The sequence below is a fragment of the Azospirillum sp. TSH100 genome, assembly GCF_004923295.1.
GTDB lineage: Bacteria > Pseudomonadota > Alphaproteobacteria > Azospirillales > Azospirillaceae > Azospirillum.
The window spans coordinates 989,494-1,008,345 of record NZ_CP039634.1; the positions used below are offsets into that span (position 1 = coordinate 989,494).

Sequence of the window (18,852 nt, forward strand, 5' to 3'; positions counted from 1 at the left end):
ATGCCGACCCATATTCCCTTCCGCAAGCCCCTCCGCACCGCACTGGCCAGCATCCTGCTCGCGGTGGCGATACCCGCCATGGTTGGACCCGCCCCGGCCCGCGCCGGATTGCTCGACAATGTCCTGTCCGGCGGTGACGAGGCGGCGCTGGGCGCGCAGGAACACCCGAAAATCCTGGCGCAGTTCGGCGGGGCGGTGAAGGATGCCCGGCTCCAGGGCTATATCGACCGGCTCGGCCGCAAGCTCGCCGCCACCACCGCGCTGGCGCGCGAGCCATGGACCTTCACCGTGCTGGACAGCGACGTCGTCAACGCCTTCGCCCTGCCCGGCGGCTATGTCTACGTCACCCGCGGCCTGCTGGCGCTGGCAAAGGACGAGGCCGAGGTGGCCGGCGTGCTGTCGCACGAGATCGGCCACGTCACCGCCCACCATTCGGCCCAGCGCCAGACGCGGCAGACCATCGCTGGCCTGCTCGCCGCCGGTGTCGGGCTGGTGTTCGGCAACGACACGCTGGCGCAGCTGGCCGGTCTGGGCGGCACTGCGGTGGTCGCCAGCTATTCCCGCGAGCAGGAGCTGGAGGCCGACCAGCTCGGCGTCGAGACGCTGCGGCTGACCGGTTACGACCCCTTCGCCATGGCGACCTTCCTGGAGACCCTGCGCCGCGACAGCCAGTATGAGGGTTTGCGCGACGGCAACAAGGGAGAGGGCGGATTCGATTTTCTCGCCAGCCATCCGGCGACCGAGGAGCGCGTGCGCCGCGCCGCCGATCTCGCCCGCGCCATGCCGCAGGGCGGCGCCCGCCCGCGCGATCCTTACTTTGCGGCGGTGGATGGCATGATCTATGGCGACAGTCCGGAGAACGGCTATGTCCGCGGCCGGACCTTCGCCCACCCGCAGCTCGGCATCGCCTTCACGGTGCCGCAGGGCTATTCGCTGCTGAACGGTGCCGATCAGGTGGTCGCCAAGGGGCAGAACGGCACCGCCATGGCCTTCGACGGCGGATCGGCGGTCGGCGTCTCCGACCCCGCCGCTTTCCTGACCGGCGTGTGGGGAAGGAACGCGAACCTGTCCAATGTCGAGCGCCTCACCATCGGCGGCATGGCGGCGGCCACCGCCACCACGCGCGGTGAGTCCGACGGCAACAGCGCCGACATCCGTCTGGTGGCGATCCGCGCACCGGACGGGAAGATGTACCGTTTCACCTTCCTGGCACCCGCCGGATCGCTGCCTCGTTTCGATGGCGATTTCCAGGCGGCGGCCAACAGCTTCCACCGCATGACCGCGGAGGAGGCCGCCCGCTATCGCCCCCGCCGTATTCAGGTGACGACGGTGCAGTCTGGCGATGGCGTTGCCAGCCTCATTCGCCGCATGCCCCAGGAGCCCTACGCCGAAGAATTGTTCCGGATCATCAACGACCTGCCGCCAGGCACACCGCTGCCGCCAGGCCAGCGGGTGAAGGTGATTGTCGGCGAATAGCGTCTGCCGTCGGGCATGAGCAAAACGGCATGAAATCCGCGTAAGGATACAGCTCGGCGGGTTGCCGCCGGACGGATGGGCGGGTAGGCTGCCGCGCATGCCCGATACCCCTTCAGCGCGCACTCCGATTGCCCCGACCCTTCCGGCGACGGCCGTGAAACCGGCCGGCAAAGCGGCGGGGAAGCCTGCGTCGAAGTCGGGGTCAAAGCCTGCTGGGCGCCGACGTCTTCGGCTGCCCATTGCCGCGGTGCTGGTGGCGGGATTCGGGTCGCTGATGCTGGCGGCGGTCGCCAGCGTCCTGGTTCTGGGTCTGGTCAGCGCCAGCACCAACACCTTCGCCCTGCTGAACGACAAGGCCGATCTGGCGCTGGCCGGGGTGGAGGTGCGGGTCCGCCATCAGCTCGACCCGGCACGGGAAATGGCCCGCTTCGTCGCCGGGCTGATAGAACGCGGCGACCTGCGCGCCGGCGACAATACGGCGATGATCGACACGCTGCGCGGTGCGCTGGCCGGCGCCCCGGACGTCACCGGCCTCGCCTTCATCCGCCCGGACCTGACCGGGGTCCGCGTCGGCCGGCTGAATGGCGGGCTGGTCGCCGATCCCTTCGACATGCAGGGCGACAGCGACATCCCGCCGGAGGTGCTGGACGGCCCCAATCGCAGTGCCGCCAGCTGGGCCGACCCGCGCTGGCTGAAGGAGGCGCAGAACAGCTTCGTCACCCTCTACCAGCCGGTGCGGCGCGACGGCCGCTATATGGGGCAGGTGGCGGTCGGCGTCTCGCTGGGCGACCTGTCGCGCTTCCTGTCGGTGCTGTATGTGGAGCAGGGGCTGAACGCCTTCGTGCTGTACGACCACAGCCATGTGCTGGCCCATCCGGCGCTGGTCGGCCGCAGCTTCGACTTTTCCGGCAAGCTGGACGGTCCGCCGCTGCCGCGCATCGACCAGGTCGACGACCCGGCGTTGGCGGCGCTGTGGTCCAGCGGCGTGCCCGTCCAGTCGCTGAAGAAGCGGGTGGAGGCGCGCGGCGTCCGCGTGCTGGGCAGCGACTACATCTTCCTGACCCGCAAGATGGCGGGGTACGGCCAGCAGGACTGGATCATCGGCATTGGCTATCGCGACGGCGAGATGGGGGTGGAGATCCGCCGCCTCTACATCACCGGTGCTGTCGGTTTCGCCATCCTGCTGGTGTCGGTTGGGGTGGCGCTGCTGGTCGGGCGGCGGATCAGCCGTCAGGTGGCGCGGCTGGCCGAGGCCGCCGACCGCGTCCGCGCCTTCGAATTCCGCGCCATCCCCGACCTTCCCGACTCCCGCCTGCGCGAGATGGCGCGCGCCGCCACCGCCTTCAACGCCATGGTCGCCGGCCTGCGCTGGTTCGAGACCTATGTCCCGAAGGCGCTGGTCCTGCGTCTGATGCGCCAGCGCGAAACCGAGGGTGGTCTCGACTCGGTGCAGCGCGAGGTGACGGTGATGTTCACCGACATCCGCGGCTTCTCCCGCATGGCCGAGCATATGGCCGCCGCCGACACCGCCGCCCTGCTGAACGAGCATTTTACCCTGCTCGCCGCCTGCATCGAGGCGGAGGGCGGCACGGTGGACAAGTTCATCGGCGATTCCCTGATGGCCTTCTGGGGCGCGCCGGAGGCGCAGGAGGACCATGCCGTCCGCGGTCTGCGCGCGGCGCTGGCGATCCATCATGCCATCCGTGCCGACAACCGCCGCCGCGTCGCCGAGGGCCGGGCGCCGATCCAAGTCCGCGTCGGTTTGCACAGCGGCCCGGTGGTGGTCGGCAACATCGGTTCCGACAGCCGGATCAACTACACCATCGTCGGCGACACCGTGAACGTCGCCGCCCGCATCGAGGAGCTGTCGGCCGCCCTCCAGGGCGAGTCCGAGGTTATCGTGCTGACCAGCGGCGTCACCGCTGCCAAGGGCAAGGACGCCGTCCCGCTGGTCCGCCAGGGCGGCCGGTCGCTGCGCGGCCGCACCGGCATGACCGAACTCTGGCGCCTGGTGCTGGAGGAGGAGAAGAAGGACGCGGCGAGGGCGGGGGAGAAAACGACGCCAACTCTTTCCCTCCCTTCCCCTCCCGACACCGGAGAGGGCGCGAAGCCGGCTTTCGCAGGTAAGGATACACCCTAAACCGGGCCGGTGTTTCCGTCTAAGTCGTTGAAAAATATGGAAACCTCCTGCCCGCTTCCTTACCTCAACGCCAGCCGCGACGGCCACCGCGGCGGTCGTCCTCGTCGAACAGTTCCGCCAGCTTGTTCATCATCGTGCCGCCCAGCTGCTCCGCATCGACGATGGTCACGGCGCGGCGGTAGTAGCGGGTCACGTCGTGGCCGATGCCGATCGCCACCAGCTCGACCGGCGAGCGGGTCTCGATCTGCTCGATGGTCTGGCGCAGATGGCGTTCCAGATAATTGCCGGCATTCACCGACAGGGTCGAGTCGTCGACCGGAGCGCCGTCGGAGATCACCATCAGGATACGGCGCTGTTCCGGCCGGCCGAGCAGCCGGTTGTGCGCCCATTGCAGCGCCTCGCCGTCAATGTTCTCCTTCAGGATGCCTTCGCGCAGCATCAGGCCCAGATTCTTGCGGGCGCGGCGCCACGGCATGTCGGCGGCCTTGTAGACGATGTGGCGCAGGTCGTTCAGGCGGCCGGGATGCGCCGGCTTGCCGGCGGCGACCCAGGCCTCGCGCGCCTGTCCGCCCTTCCAGGCACGGGTGGTGAAGCCCAGCACCTCGACCTTCACCGCGCAGCGCTCCAGCGTGCGGGCGAGGATGTCAGCGCTCATCGCGGCGATGGAGATCGGCCGGCCACGCATGGAGCCGGAATTGTCGATCAGCAGCGACACCACCGTGTCGCGGAAGTCCATCTCCTTCTCTTTCTTGAAGGAGAGCGGCAGGACCGGGTTGGCGACAACGCGGGCAAGCCGGGCGGCGTCGAGGATGCCCTCCTCCAGGTCGAAGTTCCAGGAGCGCTGCTGCTTGGCCATCAGGCGCCGCTGCAAGCGGTTCGCCAGCTTGGAGATCACGCCCTGGAGGTGCTGCAGCTGCTGGTCCAGCAGGTGGCGCAGCCGTTCCAGCTCCGCCGGGTCGCAGAGGTCGGCGGCGTCGACCACCTCGTCATACTGCGTGGTGAAGGCCTTGTAGGCGTTGGGATCGGGCTCGTTGCGGCGGTTGGCATCGTTGCGCCAGGGCTGGCCGGGGCCGGCGGGCTCCTCCGCCCCCTCGCCCTCGCCCATCTCCATGTCGCCTTCCTCGCCTGCACCCTCCTCGGCGCTGTCGCCGGCCTCCGACGAGTCCTGCATCTCCGACGAGGCCATGGATTCGGAGTCCGACTGGTCCTCGTCCTGGCCGCGGGTCTGGCCGTGCTGGGGCGACTCCTCGTCCTCGGAGGACTGGGTCTGCTGATCCTCTTCCTCCTCCTGGTCGGCTTCCTGCCCGACTTCCATGTCGAGATCGGCCAGCAGGCGGCGGACCGTCTTGGCGTAGGCCTCCTGGTCGCCGGCGTAGTTCGCCAGCCCCTTCATGTCCTTGCCCAGCCGCTCCTCGATCCAGGGGCGCCAGAGGTCGACGGCATGGGCGGCGGCGGGCGGCGGCGGCGCGCCGGTCATCGCCTCGCGCGCCATCAGCCGCAGCGCTTCGGACAGGGGCACCTGCCCGCGGTCCTCGAAACGGTCGAAGCCCTGGCGGGTGTAGCGATCGTCCAGCGCTGCTTCCAGATTATGGGCGACGCCGGCCATGTCGCGGCTGCCCAGCGCCTCGCAGCGCGCCTGTTCCATCGCGTCATAGGCCTGGCGCGCGGCATCGCCCAGCGGCATGCGGTGGGCATGCACCGTGGCGTCGTGATAGCGCAGCCGCAGCGCCACGGCATCGGCCGCCCCGCGCAGCTTGGCGACCTCCACCGGATTGAGATCGCGCGCCGGCAGTGGCACCCGCACCCGCTGGCCCGACAGCCCCGGCGGATCGGACGAAAAGCCCACCTGCACCTCCGCCCGCCGGGACATGGCGCGCACCGTGGCGGTGGTGGACCGCTTGAAGGCTTCGACGGGGGTGTCGTTCTGGGTGGTCATCGCGGGGCGTCTTTGTTCTTGGGACAATTAAGGCGCGGTGGGCAGGATCGACACGGAACAGGGCATGGCGTTTACGGACATGCCGGGACTTGAACCGCTGATACAAGCTCTTGCCCAGTGATGCCATCCGCCCCGGTCCGCGTGAATCCTTGTGTGCCGCGCCCCGACTTCACCGAAGAGCGGGGCGCGGCGCACAGGATCACACGAGGTTCGCCTGAACCCCCGTCTCCGGCAGCTCGACGCCGAAGCAGCGCTGGTAGTATTCGGCCACCGTCGGCCGTTCCACCTCGTCGCATTTGTTCAGGAAGGTGATGCGGAAGGCAAAGGCGACGTCGTTGAAGATCCGCGCGTTCTCGGCCCAGGTGATGACCGTGCGCGGGCTCATGACGGTGGAGATGTCGCCGTTGATGAAGCCGGCGCGGGTCAGGTCGGCCAGACGCACCATCGACGCCACGGTGTCGCGGCCCCTGGCGTCGTCGTAGGACGCGACCTTGGCCTGGACGATCTTCACCTCGGCGTCGACCGGCAGGTAGTTCAGCGTCGCCACGATGTTCCAGCGGTCCATCTGGCCCTGGTTGATCTGCTGGGTGCCGTGATACAGGCCGGTGGTGTCGCCCAGGCCCACGGTGTTCGCGGTGGCGAACAGGCGGAAGGCCGGATGCGGACGAATGACGCGGTTCTGGTCGAGCAGCGTCAGCTTGCCTTCCACCTCAAGCACGCGCTGGATCACGAACATCACGTCCGGGCGGCCGGCGTCATATTCGTCGAACACCAGGGCGCAGGCATGCTGCAAGGCCCAGGGCAGGATGCCCTCGCGGTATTCGGTGACCTGCACGCCGTCGCGGAGCACGATGGCATCCTTGCCCATCAGGTCGATGCGGCTGATGTGGCTGTCCAGGTTGACGCGGATGCAGGGCCAGTTCAGCCGGGCGGCGACCTGTTCGATGTGGGTCGACTTTCCGGTGCCGTGATAGCCCTGGACCATGACGCGGCGGTTGTAGGCGAAGCCGGCGAGGATGGCCAGCGTCGTGTCCCGGTCGAAGCGGTAGGCGCTGTCGAGGTCGGGCACATGCTCCGTGCGCTGGCTGAAGGCCGGCACCTGCATGTCGCTGTCGATGCCGAAGACCTCACGCACCGAGACCGTCGTGTCGGGCTTGTGGTCGAACAGGGCCGAGCTGGCCTGGGTCGCTCCTTGGGAAGCCATGGGTGGTTTCTTACGTTCCAGCGAGTGTCGGTTGTCCGGCGGCCGCGGGATTGACCCGGCCCGCCAACGGGGGTTCAGGCAGCATAACAGGCTTTCAGCGTATTGTAGGCCTGATTGATTTCTTTCAGGCGTTCTTCCGCAGCCTTGTCGCCGCCGTTGGCATCGGGATGATGCTTTTTCGCAAGCTCCCGATAGCGTGCCTTGATCCGTGTGAAGTCCACAGGGGGCGTCAGTTCGAGGACCGCCAGTGCCTTTTCCTCGTCGGTGCGGGCATGGTTGCGCCGTTGCGCCTTTTCCTCATCCTTCGTCTTGCCGGTGTCCTGGCCGAATTCGAAACTGAAGCCGTTGACGACGCGGTCGCGGATGAAGCGCTCCTGCGTCGCCCATTTGCCGAGCGGCCAGCTCGGCCGTTGCCATGTGGTGTCGCGCCGCACCTCCGCCTCGATCTGGTCGGTGGACATGCCGGCGTAATAGTCCCAGGCGCGGTTGTACTCCCGGACGTGGTCCAGGCAGAACCACCAGTATTCGTTGAGGCTGCTGCGGCTCTTCGGCGCACGATATTCGCCGGCGGCGACGCAATCGGGATGGTCGCACACACGGGTGGCCGCACGCGGGGCGGCATAGCTGTCGTAACTGGAGCGGGCGCGGTTCCTGGTCATCGGCCAAGTATGGGAAGAGCCGATGGCTCTGGCAAGCACGCCGAATCGAGCTTCCGTCATCCGCAATCTGCGGGACGCCGGGCTTGACAGGCGCTTGACAGGGCAGGGAACGCACCGTCTCCTGACTGCCGGTGCGGCTGCCCGGACATGCTCCTCCGCCGCAGCCCCTTCCATCCATCCCCGATTAGTGCCGAGACATCAGGAACCTGCCATGGAATACGCCACGCGCATCCGCGAAAAGCTGACCACCGGACTGGCGCCGGACCGGTTGGAGGTCGTCGACGACAGCGCCCGCCATGCCGGCCATGCCGGGGCGGACGCCGCCGGCGAAACCCATTTTCACGTCACCATCGTTTCCGCCGCCTTCGCCGGCAAGTCGCGGGTGGAGCGTCAGCGGATGGTCTACGCGCTGCTGGCGGACGAACTGCGCGAGCGAGTGCATGCGCTGGGACTGACCACTCACGCACCCGGCGAAGCCGGGGCATGAAATCCTCCCGGTGAAGCCTGGGCCTGAAGCATCTCCCAGGGAAGCCTGGGCGTAAGGCAAAGCCCCGTTCTCTTACGCAAGCTGCTGAAAAACTGACCGTTAGTGCGCTTTAAATAACGAGTGGTTGAGCGCTGGAAATAGCATACATATGGATGCAACCAAGAGTCGATTTTAGGAAAACTTGTAAGAATGAGAGACGCTAGCGTGGTTGCAATTCCCGCCGCGTTTAGTAGAGTGCTATATATGCAACCATTTATCGCGCCGTGGCGGACACAAACTTCGCATGTCCGCCGGCGGCTTCGTGGAAGGGGCTGCGGATGGCGAAGCGTGGGCCGAAGAAAAAGCGCGTGAACACTTCCCATGCGGGGGTGGAACCGCTGAGGAGCCAGAACATCATGATCGGCGGACACCGCACGAGCATGCGGCTGGAACCGTCGATGTGGGATGCTCTGGAGGATATCGGCCGTCGGGAAGGCATGACCGTCAACCGCCTCTGCACCCAGATCAAGGAGCGGATCGAGGAGCAGGCGCGCCGTAAAGGCATCAAGCCGGAGGACGCGGATGTCACACTGACCTCCGCGGTGCGTGTCTTCATCGCGTCCTATTACCGCCGTGCCTGCACGGAGGACGGCCACCAGCGTGCCGGCCATGGCGGCAGCGACCCGTTCATCGGCACACCTTTCGAACTGCCGCCGGTCGACGACGCCGAAGGGGTCAAGGCTGCGGTCGCCGAAGGCGGCAATTTCCCCACGCCTGGTCAGACCCAGGCAGCTTCGGTCCGACCCGGCCTGGAGGCCTGAACAGCGCCACCCGGCGCCTTCTCCCGCCGGGCAGCCTCCTTGCCGCCGCCCCGGGGTGAATTCGTATGTTATTCCGCCGCCTCTTCCCGGGCGGCGTCTTCGTTTTGGTGGCCGGTGTAATGGGCTGGCCAATGTTTGCGCACCACTTCGCCGTTGCTGTCGAAAATGTGGCACATGTTCAGCAGAACCGGCCTCTTGCCGTCGTCCTGGGCCGGTTTGCCGGAGGCTTTCGCGCGCTCCGCCGCCTCGCGGGCCAGAATCGGATAGACGGTCTGGAAGGCGGTGGTCGCCAGCGGTCCCAGCAGCTCCACCAGATGGGTACACCCCTTCGGCCCGCCCAGCCGGTCCTTCACCGCCCGGGTCCAGCCCGGACCGATGCGCAGGCCCACCAGCTGCTGAAACCGTGGCGTGATGCTGGCGCAGGCGTTGTAGGGGCTGTGTTCGGTCACCGCCTCCACCGCCTGGACGGTCAGTTTGTCGTCGATGGTCAGGCGCATCCACATCTGGTGGATCGGTGTCCCCGGCTCCAGATGCCCGCGTTCCTCCGTGTGGAAGCCGTAACTCTTGACGTCGGTTAGATGGCCTTCGATGTCCCACAGCCCATCGGCACGCCGAAAGCCCTGGCAGGTCACACGGCGGGTGTGGATGGGCTCGCGCGCGGTGGGGGCGGACAGCGAGGGCGCGGACATCGGGCTTTCCAGTTCGGCAGTGAGGATGGCTCACCCTCGACTATCGACGGGGCCGGGCGCCCGGTCAACCCGACCCCGCCGCAACGCAGCGTTACCTATAGGTCAACTCCCGGTCCCCGATCAGCCGACAGTCGCCTCCGCCGAATAGCCGCTGCCGAACATGTAGGCCTCGCGGTTGCGCAGTTCGTCCTCCAGATGGGTCCGTACCACGGCGAACAGGTCACGGATCGACACCATGCCGACGGCCTCGCCGTTCACCGCGATCGGCAAGTGGCGGTAATGGTGACGTTCCATCAGGTCGAGTGCCGCCAGCGCGGTGGCCGAGGGTTCCAGCGTGTCGGGATCGGCGGTCATCACCGCCGACAGCGGGGTGGTGTCGGGGGCGAGCCCGGCCGCGATCACGCGGGTGGTCATGTCGCGTTCGGTGACGATGCCCTTCAGCGTCCGTCCTTCGGTGATCAGCACGGCGGCGATGCGCTTTTCCGCCATCAGCGTGGCGGCGTCGCGCACGGTGGCGTCCGGCGGCAGGCAGGTCAGTTCCTGGTTCTTGATGACGTCGGGCATCAGTCGGCGTGTCGGCATGTGTCCCATCTCCCTCGTGATTGCAGGTTTTGTGGACGAACGATGCACTCGACCGCGATTTCGCAGCGCGGCATACACGATCCTGTCAGCTTGATGCGCGGATAGTCAATAGAACTGATTGTCGAAAACTTCCCGCGTGCGCCGGGTCATTGCCGCCGCCGATCCGGTTATTGGCCTGAGTCCAGACGTTTGCGCAGACCGTCGAAGCCACTGGTGTAGATGCCGGAGATCGCCTTGCGCGCGTCCGTGTCGGAGGCGCCGTTGGCCTCGAAGCGCGACGACCAGATGATCCGGGTGGTTCGGGCGTCCACCGCGCTCAGCCGGATGGTGGAGGTGTAGTTCCTAACCGGCAGCGGTCCGCTCAGCAGGGTGTAGCGCATCCGGTGCTTGGCGGCGGAAAGGCCGGTCAGCCGCTCCTGGATGGCGCCGCCGCCCTTCAGCGCGATGTCGCGCTCCTGCTTGTTGCCGGTCTTGCGCAGGGTGCAGCTTTCCACCGCCGGGTGCCAGTCGCCGATCGCGCAGAAGGGGCCGATCTGCTTCCACACCTGCTCGATCGGCGCCTTGATCGTCGCCTGTTCGCGAACCTCCAGCGCCATGGCAGGCGCCGCCGCCAGCAGCAGCACCGCTCCCATCGCCGACATCCCCAGCATCGCCTTCATCACGCATCCTCCCCGTCGCCGCCGCGGCCGGATGGCCGCGATCTTGAAGCGGAGTATGGGGGCGCAGCCGTTGCCGCGGCTATTGTGCGAAAGACTGATTATCCGTGATGAGTGGAAATCAGGCGGGCTGGACCGCCTCTTCCAGAACGGCGCGGACGGTGGCGGCATCGACGTCGCGGCGGGTGAAGGCGTTGCCGATGCGGTCGGCCAGGATGAAGGTGATGCGGCCGTCCTGCACCTTCTTGTCCTTGGCCATCGACCGGACCAGCCCGTCGACGTCCCAGGCGACGCCGGGAATGTCGGCCGGGCGCACCGGCAGGCCGACATCGGCCAGATGGGCGCGGGCGCGCCGCGCGTCCTCGGCAGGACACAGCCCCAGACGGACCGACAGGTCGAAGGCCAGCACCATGCCGATCGCCACCCCTTCGCCATGCAGCAGGGTCTGGCCGAAGCCGGTCGCCGCCTCCAGCGCATGGCCGAAGGTGTGCCCCAGGTTCAACAGCGCCCGGTCGCCGCTCTCGCGTTCGTCGACACCGACGATGTCGGCCTTGGCGCGGCAGCTGACCGTCACAGCGTGGCGGCGGGCGTCGCTGTCGCCGTCCACCACGCGCCGGCCGTTCCGCTCCAGCCAGGCGAAGAAGTCGGGCTGGCGGATCAGGCCGTACTTCACCACCTCGGCATAGCCGGCCAGCACCTCGCGCCGGGGCAGGGTGTCGAGCGTGGCGGTGTCGGCGATGACCAGACGCGGCTGGTGGAAGGCGCCGATCAGGTTCTTGCCGTGGCGGCTGTTGATGCCGGTCTTGCCGCCGACCGAGCTGTCGACCTGGGACAGCAGCGTGGTCGGCACCTGGATGAAGTCGATGCCGCGCAATGCCGACGCTGCGGCGAAGCCGGTGATGTCGCCGATCACTCCGCCGCCCAGCGCCAGCAGAACGGTGGAGCGCTCGATGCCGCGGCCCAGGACGTCGTCCATCAACTGCTGGAAATGGGCGAAGTCCTTGGTCTTCTCGCCGGCCGGCAGGACGATGGCCGGCTGTGGGGCGATCCCCGCCTCCAGCATCGCGGCGTTCAGCGTGTCCAGGTGCAGCGGCGCCACGTTGGCGTCGGTCACCACGATGGGCGCCCGGCCGCGGGTGATGGCGGCGATGCGCTCCCCGGCATCGGCCAGAACGCCGTCGCCGACCAGGATGTCGTAGCTGCGTGCGCCCAGCTCCAGGCGGACGGTGTCGAGTGCGGCCGGGGTGGTGGCGTTGACGGAGGTCATCGGGGCAGTCCGCGAAGCTGGTGGTTCAGGAAAGGGGCTTAAGGCGTATCAGGTGGCGTCGGCCTTCCCAGGCCGGCCGCTGCGCTGGGCGTTGCTCTGGCCTTGCCCCTGATTGTGCCCAGGATTTTGGCGGTGGGGAAGCTGGACGCCGAAATGCGCCTCCAGCGCGTCGATCACCAGTTCCACCGTCACATCGGGCGGGCGTTCGTCGCTGACCACGGTCAGGTCGGCCTCGGCATAGACGGGATAGCGCTGCTCCATCAGCCGGCCCAGGATGGCGCGCGGGTCGCCCTGGTTCAGGATGGGGCGATGGGTGCGCCGGGCGGTGCGGGCGACCAGCACCTCCAGTTCGGCGCGCAGCCAGACCGACACGCCGTGCTGGCGGATGGCGGCGCGGGTCTCCGGATCCATGAAGGCGCCGCCGCCGGTCGCCAGGATATGCACCGGCTCGTCCTTCACCAGACGGGTGATGATGCGGCGTTCGACCGAGCGGAAGACCGGCTCGCCGTCACGGGCGAAGATCTCGGCGATGGTGCAGCCGGCGGCGGCCTCGATCTCGGTGTCGGCGTCGCGGAAGGGCAGGTGCAGGCGCGTCGCCAGCCGGCGCCCGATGGCGCTCTTGCCGGCCCCCATCAGCCCGACCAGCACCACGGTGCGCGGCAGCAGCGGCTCCGCATCCTCCGCCGTACCCGGACCAGTACCCGGACCTTGGGCCGTCATCGCCTTGCGCAGTCCCATCACATCCATCCGATCGCCACCCGCACTCTCCGGCGCCAGCCTGCCGGCGTTTCCGCCGGCCGTCACACCGCTGCAACAGACAACACTCATACCCGCCGAAAGCTGGCCGGCACAAGCGCCCCGGCCCCGCAAGCTCCCGCGTCCCTCCGGCCCGATCCGGAAGCCCGGGAGGGACTGGTGGACGGGTTGCGCGGCGGTCCAACCTGTGGCTACACTGCGCCGCCGCCCGGTCTTCGGTCAGTGCCATGCGGCCTGCGCCATGGCCGGGGTCGCGGATGCTTTAGCAGAAAAGCCATTGCTTGTCCCAAGCCCCGCGGACGCAGGGCGTGGTAGCTCCGCTCCGTTCCTCCGTTTTCCGACACAACACGTCCCTGGTGCCATGAGCCGGTTTCTCTCGATCCTCTTCGTCCTGCTGTTGCTGGTGATCGCCGGTGGCATGGTGTTCCTCGCCTCGTGGGACCTGCCGGCTCCGTCGAAAACGGTGGAGAAGGTTCTGCCGGATGAGCGCTTCCCGCGCTGAACCCCGACAACCGGCCGGGGGTGCCCGACCCGGGGACGTCCCTCAGGGAGCCGTTCCGCTGCTGGCCGGGGTTCTGGCAGGACTGCTGGCGGCCAGCTGGGCCGTGGTGGCCGCCGCGCAGGTGGCCGGTCCGCCGATCCGGCTGACGCCGGATGCCGCGGTGGAAACCGCCCCTTCGCCCCGGCCCCCCGCTTCCGTTCCTGCCCTGCCCGTCGTGCCGGCCTACCCGCCCGTGGTAAAGCCGCCGCCCGCCGTTTCTCCGGTGGTGGCGCGGCCGGCCCCCGTCGCGCGTGAGCCCTTGGGCGCACCCGACCCGGACGGTGCGGGCCCCCTCGCCGGTCTGCAAGGGCTGGGCGGCGATCCCTGGCGCGGCATCGGCCGGGCGGAGCTTCTGCCCCTGATCGCCGCCCTGCCGGTCGACACACCATCCCCCACCGTCAAGGTGCTGGAGCGCCGGCTGCTGCTGAGCGCCGGCTCCCCCGCCGTCGCGATCGGAGAGCCGCCGCCGCCCCGCCGCCTGGGCGCCTTGCGCATCGAGAAGCTGGCGCGGCTTGGCGATCCCGCTGGGGCGGCCGAACTGGCCGGACTTTTGCCGGCGGCGCTGGCGGCGGACGAGCCGGCGGCCAGGGCGCTGACCGATGCCGAACTGGTGCGTGGCGGCCTGGACTGTCCGCGCGCGCTGGCCCGCGGCAAGAGCTTCGTCTCCGCCTATTGGAGCAAGCTGGCGCTGTTCTGCCGCGCCCGCGCCGGCGATCGCGCCGGCACCGACGAGGCGCTGGCGGGCCTGCGCGGCGGCGGCCGCCGCTCCGACTCCTTCCTGCTGGTTGCCGAGGCCTTGGCCGGCGCCGCCCCACCCTCCGCCCGCTCGCTGTCCCTGGAGGAGGATGGCGACGGATTGGCGCTGCTGCTTGCCGCCATGCGGACGGCGCGGATCGGCGTGCCGCCCGAGCGGTTGCCGCTGGACAAGCCGCCGGCGCTGGCCGCCATCGCCACCAACCCTGCCGTCGATGCCGCCACCCGTGCCGCCGCGGGGGAACGGGCCGCGGCCTCCCTGTTTCTCGACGCCCGCCAGTTGCAGGACCTCTATGTCCAGGTGCCGGCGGTGGGGGACGAGCTGCTTCGGGTCCGCGACATCGCCCGGCGCGACCGTGGCGCCCGCACCCGCGCGCTGGTCCATCAGGCGATGGTGGCGGCGATGGACGGGCGGCGGCGCGTGGCGCTGGCCGCCCTGGCGGTGGAGCTGGTCGACCCGCGTCTGCGTGCCGGACCGGTCGGCGGTGCCGCCGCCGCGCTGCTCGACAGCGTGTCGCCGACCGGCGATGCCGCGGCGCTGGCCCCGGCGGCGGCGCGGCTCTATTACGCGCAAGGGCGCCTCGATCAGGCGCGGCGCTGGCAGGATCTGGCCCTGCGCAGCGGACGGAGCGCCGATACCGCCTGGCTGTGGCCGCTGGCCGTGGTGGCGACAGGGCAGGGGGCTCAAGACCCGCACGCTCTGACCGCATGGTTGGATGAGGCGCTGCGCGGCGCCGACAGCTCCGCCCGCAGCCGTGTCGCCGGTCAGTTGGCGCTTCTTCAGGCTACCGGAGTTTCGATCCCGGACGAGACGTGGATGGCCGCCACCGATGGCGCCGGCCCGCCCAGTGGCAGCGACGCCGGTGTCGATCCGGCGCTGTGGCAGCGGCTGGGCGACGCCGCGGCCGGCGGGCGTATCGGCGAGACGGTGGCCGTCGCCCTGCTTCTGCTGGGGGAGGCCGGACCAGCCACCCTGCCGCCCGTCGTCACCGCCCGTGTGGCGGCCAACCTGAAGGCGGTCGGGCTGGAACCGGATGCCCGCGCGCTGGTTCGCGAGGCGATGGCCGCCATCGCCGGCCCTTCCACGCCCACCTCGACCGCCGACTGACCTCATGCCCGGGGAACCCATCACAATCATGACGCCGACACCATGACCGGCAGCAAGCCCCCCGCCAAATCAGGCGCCAAATCAGGTGCCAAGCGCCGCGGCCGGCCGTGCAAGCCGCGCCCGCTCGCCACCTCACCGCATCTGGACGCCTTCCTCGACATGCTGACGGCGGAGCGGGGGGCGGCGGTGAACACGCGGCTGGCCTACGAGCGCGACCTTGCCGACCTCGGCCGCTGGCTGGCACAGCGCGGCGTGGCGCTGGAGGCGGCGGGCACCGAGGATTTGCGCGCCTATCTGGCGGTGCAGAGCAAGGACGGCGCCCCCCGCACCGTGGCGCGGCGGCTGTCGGCGATGCGGCAGTTCTACCGCTTCCTGCTGTCCGAGGGCCGCCGCACCGACGATCCCGCCTCGCCGCTCGACAGTCCCAAGCAGGGCCGCCCGCTGCCCAAAATCCTGACGGAGGCGGAGGTCGGCGCCATGCTGTCGACCGCCGAGGCGCGCGGCGGGCCGGAGGGGTTGCGGCTGGTGGCGCTGCTGGAGGTGCTCTACGCCACCGGCCTGCGCGTGTCGGAACTGGTCGGCCTGCCGATGACGGCGATCATGCGCGACGGCCGCGGTCTGCTTGTGCGCGGAAAGGGCGGCAAGGAACGGATGGTGCCGCTGTCCGACCCGGCGCTGGCGGCGCTGGCCGGCTACATCCCGTTCCGAGGCCACTTCATCCCGCCCACCGCCGGGGCAGGGGCGGGGGGTGAGGCCGGGCACAGCCCCTTCCTGTTCCCGTCCCGCATCTCGGCCGAAGGGCACCTGACGCGCCAGCGCTTCGCCCAGCTGCTGAAACAGCTGGCCATCGACTCCGGCATCGACCCGGAAAAGGTCAGCCCCCACGTCCTGCGCCATGCCTTCGCCACCCATCTGCTGGACCATGGCGCCGACCTGCGCTCGGTCCAGAAGATGCTGGGCCATGCCGACATCGCGACGACGCAGATCTACACCCACGTGGTGACGGAGCGGCTGAAGAAGGTCATGCACGACCACCATCCGCTCGCGCGCCGCAAGGTGGAGGAGCCGTCGGAGGGGTAGGAGAGGTAAGGATGGGGGAGGGATGTCGGCTGACGACACCACCCACAAACCCTTACTTCTTCTCCAGCATCAGCGTGCCCTGGCGGGTCACCTTGTTCCTGATCTTGTCGGCCAGCAGGGCCAGCGCCCAGGGCAGTTGCACCTCCATCTCGACGCTGTCGTCCAGCACGTCGATGTGGCCGGCGATGGTCTGGGCCAGCGCCACGACGCGGAAGGTCAGGCGGTCGTCGGTCCAGCTGTCGTCGACGCTTGCGGCCACGGCGCTGAGGCGCGCGCGCGCCTCGCCCATGCCGTCGACCAGCCGGCGCTTGGCCTCCGCCCGGCCGAGCGAGTGGGGAATGGACAGGGTCAAGGGCTTCGGCATCGTCGGCGGCTCCGCACTGCACAGGGCTCTGGTGTCCCGCCGGCACCTCACCGGCGGGACATGGGTAACGTCCTGAAGCGGGTGTTGGGTCCGGTACAGAGGTCAGCGGTCGTGCAGCGGCGCCATCTGGTCCAGGCGGTGGGCGAAGTCGATGTCGGCCTGGGTCACGGCGTCGGCATTGCGGGTGTACAGGATCACCTCGACCCGGCCCAGGTCGTTGAACCATTCGGGATGGTGGCCGGTCTTCTCGGCCAGCAGGGCGACCTGGTTCATGAACCCCCAGGCGGCCGGGAAATCGGCGAAATGGTAGGTCTTGCGGATGGCGTCGCGTTCCAGCACCTCCGCCCAGCCGTGCAGTTCCTTCAGCGCCGTCTGGCGGGGCGCGCCGACAAGGCGATCGGACATGATGACCTCCCTTTCCTCAAGTCACTCTTTTGCCGCCCGCAGCTTCTTGGCGAACGGGCGGCGGTTCGCTACCTTCTGCGGCATGATACGGAAACTTTCAGGTCCCCATACGGTTCCGCCCACGGTCGAAGACCTGGAGCGCATGGCCGAAGAGGCGCTCGACACCATCCCGGCGGAGCTGCTCGCCCCTGTCGGGAACCTCGTCATCCATGTCGAGGATTTTCCCGATGAGGATACCGAGCGGGAGATGGAGCTGGAAAGTCCATTCGACCTGTTGGGCCTCTATCGCGGGGTGGATCTGACGCGGCAAAGCGTCGCCGATCTGCGCGGCGGGCCGGACATGATCTTCCTCTACCGCCGTCCGATCCTCGATTACTGGTGCGAGACGGGGGAGGACCTGCCGGCCATCGTCCGCCATGTCCTGATCCACGAGATCGGCCACCATTTCGGCTTCTCCGACGAGGACATGGAGCGGATCGAGACGATGGAGTAGGGCCAGGGGAGCAGAGCCTGGGGAATAAGGCGGGCGCCGTCAGCCCTCCAGCGCGTCGGCCACCCGGCGGCGCAGGGCCGGCACCAGTTCCTCCTCGAACCAGGGGTTCCGGTTCAGCCAGGCGGTGTTGCGCCAGCTCGGGTGCGGCAGCGGCATGAAGGCCGGGCCGTACTCCCGCCAGTTCGCCACCGTATCCGTCATTGTCGCCTTCCGCCGCTCGCCCAGATATCGCGTCTGGGCGTACTGCCCGATCAGCAGGGTCAGCCGCACGCCCGACAGCGCCTCCAACACCGGCGGGTGCCACAGCGGTGCGCATTCGGGACGCGGCGGGTAATCGCCGCCCTTCGGCATGGTCCCCGGATAGCACAGCCCCATCGGCACCACGGCGATGCGCGATTCGTCGTAGAAGGCCGGACGGTCCATCGCCAGCCACTTGCGCAGCCGGTCGCCGGAGGCATCGTCCCAGGGAATGCCGCTGGCATGCACCCGTGCGCCTGGCGCCTGTCCGACAATCAGCAGCCGGGCGACGGCGCTGCCGCGCAGGACCGGGCGGCAGCCGTGGGGCAGCACCTCCGCACACAGCGTGCAGGCGCGCACCCTAGCGAACAGGTGGTCGAGGCTTGAGCCGCCTTCAACAGCGTCATCAGACAAGCGTCAGCAAATCCTGGATGAAAGCCGGTACCACCTGGGTCGCCGGGCCGTGGATCGAACTGTGGAAATAGGAGGCGCCTTCCGATGGTTCCAGGTTCAGCTCGACCGTATAGGCGCCGGCCGACCGGGCTTCCGCCACGAAGCCGGCGGCGGGATAGACATGGCCCGACGTGCCGATCGACACGAACAGATCGCATTCCTCCAGCGCCCGCTGGATGCGCTCCATCTGATAGGGCATCTCGCCGAACCACACCACGTCGGGCCGCATGCCGCCCTTGCGCCCGCAGGTCAGGCAATGGTCGTGCACCGACAGGTCGCCCTGCACCTCCACCACCGTGCGGCAATGAAGGCAGAAGGCCTTCAGCAGCTCGCCATGCATGTGCAGCGGCGCAACAGACCCGCCGCGCTCGTGCAGGTCGTCGATGTTCTGCGTCACCAGCAGGACATCGCCCCTCCAGCGCCTCTCCAGCTCCGCCAGCGCCCTGTGCGCGGCGTTGGGCTGCACCGCCGGGTCGGCGAGGCCGCGGCGGCGGTCATTGTAGAAGCGATGGACCAGATCCGGGTTGCGCGCGAAACCCTCCGGCGTCGCCACATCCTCCAGATCGACCTGACTCCAGATGCCGCCGGAGCAACGGAAGGTGTCCAGCCCGGACTCCTTGGAGATCCCGGCCCCGGTCAGGATGACGATCTGGTCGGTCGGACGCAGGCGGTTGGTCAGCGCGGGTGAGGGCATGGGGATTCCCTTAGCGGTTCGGAAACCGGTCACGTGGAAAACTGCTGCGGCGTACGCTCGTCACGCCCGGAA

At 68.8% G+C, this 18,852-nt stretch carries 20 protein-coding genes; 8 read left to right on the forward strand and 12 right to left on the reverse strand.

Going from position 1 to position 18,852, the window contains the following annotated elements; translation table 11 throughout:
• Both E6C72_RS04785 and E6C72_RS04790 read left to right on the forward strand, forming a co-directional pair.
• Positions 1 to 1,476: a M48 family metalloprotease gene (locus E6C72_RS04785; protein ID WP_247875562.1), complete on the forward strand. Its 1,476-nt coding sequence runs from the start codon at positions 1 to 3 to the stop codon at positions 1,474 to 1,476.
• 253 nt (positions 1,477 to 1,729) lie between these two features.
• Entirely contained in the window at positions 1,730 to 3,616 is a 1,887-nt protein-coding gene (locus E6C72_RS04790) for an adenylate/guanylate cyclase domain-containing protein (RefSeq protein ID WP_247875560.1), read from the forward strand.
• 64 nt (positions 3,617 to 3,680) lie between these two features.
• On the opposite strand, the gene cobT is transcribed toward E6C72_RS04790, so the two are convergent.
• The 3 genes from cobT to E6C72_RS04805 all read right to left on the reverse strand — a co-directional run bounded on the left by cobT (position 3,681) and on the right by E6C72_RS04805 (position 7,415).
• Positions 3,681 to 5,552 (reverse strand): cobaltochelatase subunit CobT, encoded by a 1,872-nt coding sequence (gene cobT / locus E6C72_RS04795; RefSeq protein ID WP_109084840.1) that lies wholly within the window; start codon positions 5,550 to 5,552, stop codon positions 3,681 to 3,683.
• 199 nt (positions 5,553 to 5,751) lie between these two features.
• The gene (gene cobS / locus E6C72_RS04800; protein ID WP_014249099.1) at positions 5,752 to 6,756 is read right to left on the reverse strand and encodes a cobaltochelatase subunit CobS; all 1,005 of its coding nucleotides are present in this window, start codon (positions 6,754 to 6,756) and stop codon (positions 5,752 to 5,754) included.
• 74 nt (positions 6,757 to 6,830) lie between these two features.
• Positions 6,831 to 7,415, reverse strand: a complete 585-nt coding sequence (locus tag E6C72_RS04805) for a DnaJ domain-containing protein (RefSeq protein ID WP_109084839.1) — start codon at positions 7,413 to 7,415, stop codon at positions 6,831 to 6,833.
• Between the two features lie 211 nt (positions 7,416 to 7,626).
• Here E6C72_RS04805 and E6C72_RS04810 point away from each other — a divergent pair, with 211 nt between their 5' ends.
• Both E6C72_RS04810 and E6C72_RS04815 read left to right on the forward strand, forming a co-directional pair.
• Positions 7,627 to 7,902 carry a BolA family transcriptional regulator gene (locus E6C72_RS04810; RefSeq protein ID WP_109084838.1) on the forward strand — a complete coding sequence of 92 codons (276 nt, stop codon included), beginning with the start codon at positions 7,627 to 7,629 and terminating at the stop codon, positions 7,900 to 7,902.
• A 347-nt stretch (positions 7,903 to 8,249) separates the two neighbouring features.
• On the forward strand, positions 8,250 to 8,702 hold the full coding sequence (locus E6C72_RS04815; RefSeq protein WP_247875558.1) for a ribbon-helix-helix domain-containing protein: 453 nt from the start codon (positions 8,250 to 8,252) through the stop codon (positions 8,700 to 8,702).
• Positions 8,703 to 8,770: 68 nt separating this feature from the next.
• On the opposite strand, the gene E6C72_RS04820 is transcribed toward E6C72_RS04815, so the two are convergent.
• The 5 genes from E6C72_RS04820 to E6C72_RS31975 form a co-directional block, all read right to left on the reverse strand.
• Positions 8,771 to 9,391 (reverse strand): DUF2889 domain-containing protein, encoded by a 621-nt coding sequence (locus E6C72_RS04820; protein ID WP_109084836.1) that lies wholly within the window; start codon positions 9,389 to 9,391, stop codon positions 8,771 to 8,773.
• Positions 9,392 to 9,511: 120 nt separating this feature from the next.
• Positions 9,512 to 9,973, reverse strand: a complete 462-nt coding sequence (locus E6C72_RS04825) for a CBS domain-containing protein (RefSeq protein WP_109084835.1) — start codon at positions 9,971 to 9,973, stop codon at positions 9,512 to 9,514.
• Between the two features lie 167 nt (positions 9,974 to 10,140).
• Positions 10,141 to 10,632: an SRPBCC family protein gene (locus E6C72_RS04830; RefSeq protein ID WP_109084834.1), complete on the reverse strand. Its 492-nt coding sequence runs from the start codon at positions 10,630 to 10,632 to the stop codon at positions 10,141 to 10,143.
• A 118-nt stretch (positions 10,633 to 10,750) separates the two neighbouring features.
• Complete coding sequence (gene aroB / locus E6C72_RS31970) at positions 10,751 to 11,896, reverse strand: 3-dehydroquinate synthase (protein WP_109084833.1); 1,146 nt, start codon at positions 11,894 to 11,896, stop codon at positions 10,751 to 10,753.
• 48 nt (positions 11,897 to 11,944) lie between these two features.
• Positions 11,945 to 12,643, reverse strand: coding sequence for a shikimate kinase (locus tag E6C72_RS31975; RefSeq protein ID WP_247875557.1), 699 nt, complete (start codon positions 12,641 to 12,643; stop codon positions 11,945 to 11,947).
• 370 nt (positions 12,644 to 13,013) lie between these two features.
• Between E6C72_RS31975 and E6C72_RS31685 the strand changes: the two genes are divergently transcribed.
• From E6C72_RS31685 to E6C72_RS04855, 3 genes are read left to right on the forward strand one after another with little or no spacing between them, the layout of a single operon-like run.
• Entirely contained in the window at positions 13,014 to 13,154 is a 141-nt protein-coding gene (locus E6C72_RS31685; protein ID WP_167393297.1) for a hypothetical protein, read from the forward strand.
• Complete coding sequence (locus E6C72_RS04850) at positions 13,135 to 15,054, forward strand: hypothetical protein (protein ID WP_109084832.1); 1,920 nt, start codon at positions 13,135 to 13,137, stop codon at positions 15,052 to 15,054. The genes E6C72_RS31685 and E6C72_RS04850 overlap by 20 nt, the downstream gene beginning before the upstream one ends.
• A 42-nt stretch (positions 15,055 to 15,096) precedes the next feature.
• Positions 15,097 to 16,134, forward strand: a complete 1,038-nt coding sequence (locus tag E6C72_RS04855) for a site-specific tyrosine recombinase XerD (RefSeq protein WP_109084831.1) — start codon at positions 15,097 to 15,099, stop codon at positions 16,132 to 16,134.
• Positions 16,135 to 16,186: 52 nt separating this feature from the next.
• Here E6C72_RS04855 and E6C72_RS04860 read toward each other — a convergent pair whose 3' ends face one another.
• Together E6C72_RS04860 and E6C72_RS04865 are read right to left on the reverse strand one after the other, a co-directional pair.
• Positions 16,187 to 16,498 carry a polyhydroxyalkanoic acid system family protein gene (locus E6C72_RS04860; protein WP_109084830.1) on the reverse strand — a complete coding sequence of 104 codons (312 nt, stop codon included), beginning with the start codon at positions 16,496 to 16,498 and terminating at the stop codon, positions 16,187 to 16,189.
• A 102-nt stretch (positions 16,499 to 16,600) separates the two neighbouring features.
• Positions 16,601 to 16,903 carry a 4a-hydroxytetrahydrobiopterin dehydratase gene (locus E6C72_RS04865; protein WP_109084829.1) on the reverse strand — a complete coding sequence of 101 codons (303 nt, stop codon included), beginning with the start codon at positions 16,901 to 16,903 and terminating at the stop codon, positions 16,601 to 16,603.
• A 142-nt stretch (positions 16,904 to 17,045) separates the two neighbouring features.
• On the opposite strand from E6C72_RS04865, the gene E6C72_RS04870 reads away from it, so the two are divergent.
• Positions 17,046 to 17,396: a metallopeptidase family protein gene (locus E6C72_RS04870; RefSeq protein WP_109084828.1), complete on the forward strand. Its 351-nt coding sequence runs from the start codon at positions 17,046 to 17,048 to the stop codon at positions 17,394 to 17,396.
• 39 nt (positions 17,397 to 17,435) lie between these two features.
• Here E6C72_RS04870 and E6C72_RS04875 read toward each other — a convergent pair whose 3' ends face one another.
• The gene (locus E6C72_RS04875; RefSeq protein ID WP_109084827.1) at positions 17,436 to 18,047 is read right to left on the reverse strand and encodes a uracil-DNA glycosylase family protein; all 612 of its coding nucleotides are present in this window, start codon (positions 18,045 to 18,047) and stop codon (positions 17,436 to 17,438) included.
• Positions 18,040 to 18,780: a Sir2 family NAD+-dependent deacetylase gene (cobB, locus tag E6C72_RS04880; RefSeq protein WP_109084826.1), complete on the reverse strand. Its 741-nt coding sequence runs from the start codon at positions 18,778 to 18,780 to the stop codon at positions 18,040 to 18,042. Before cobB ends, E6C72_RS04875 begins: the two co-directional genes overlap by 8 nt.
• Positions 18,781 to 18,852: the final 72 nt, after the last annotated feature.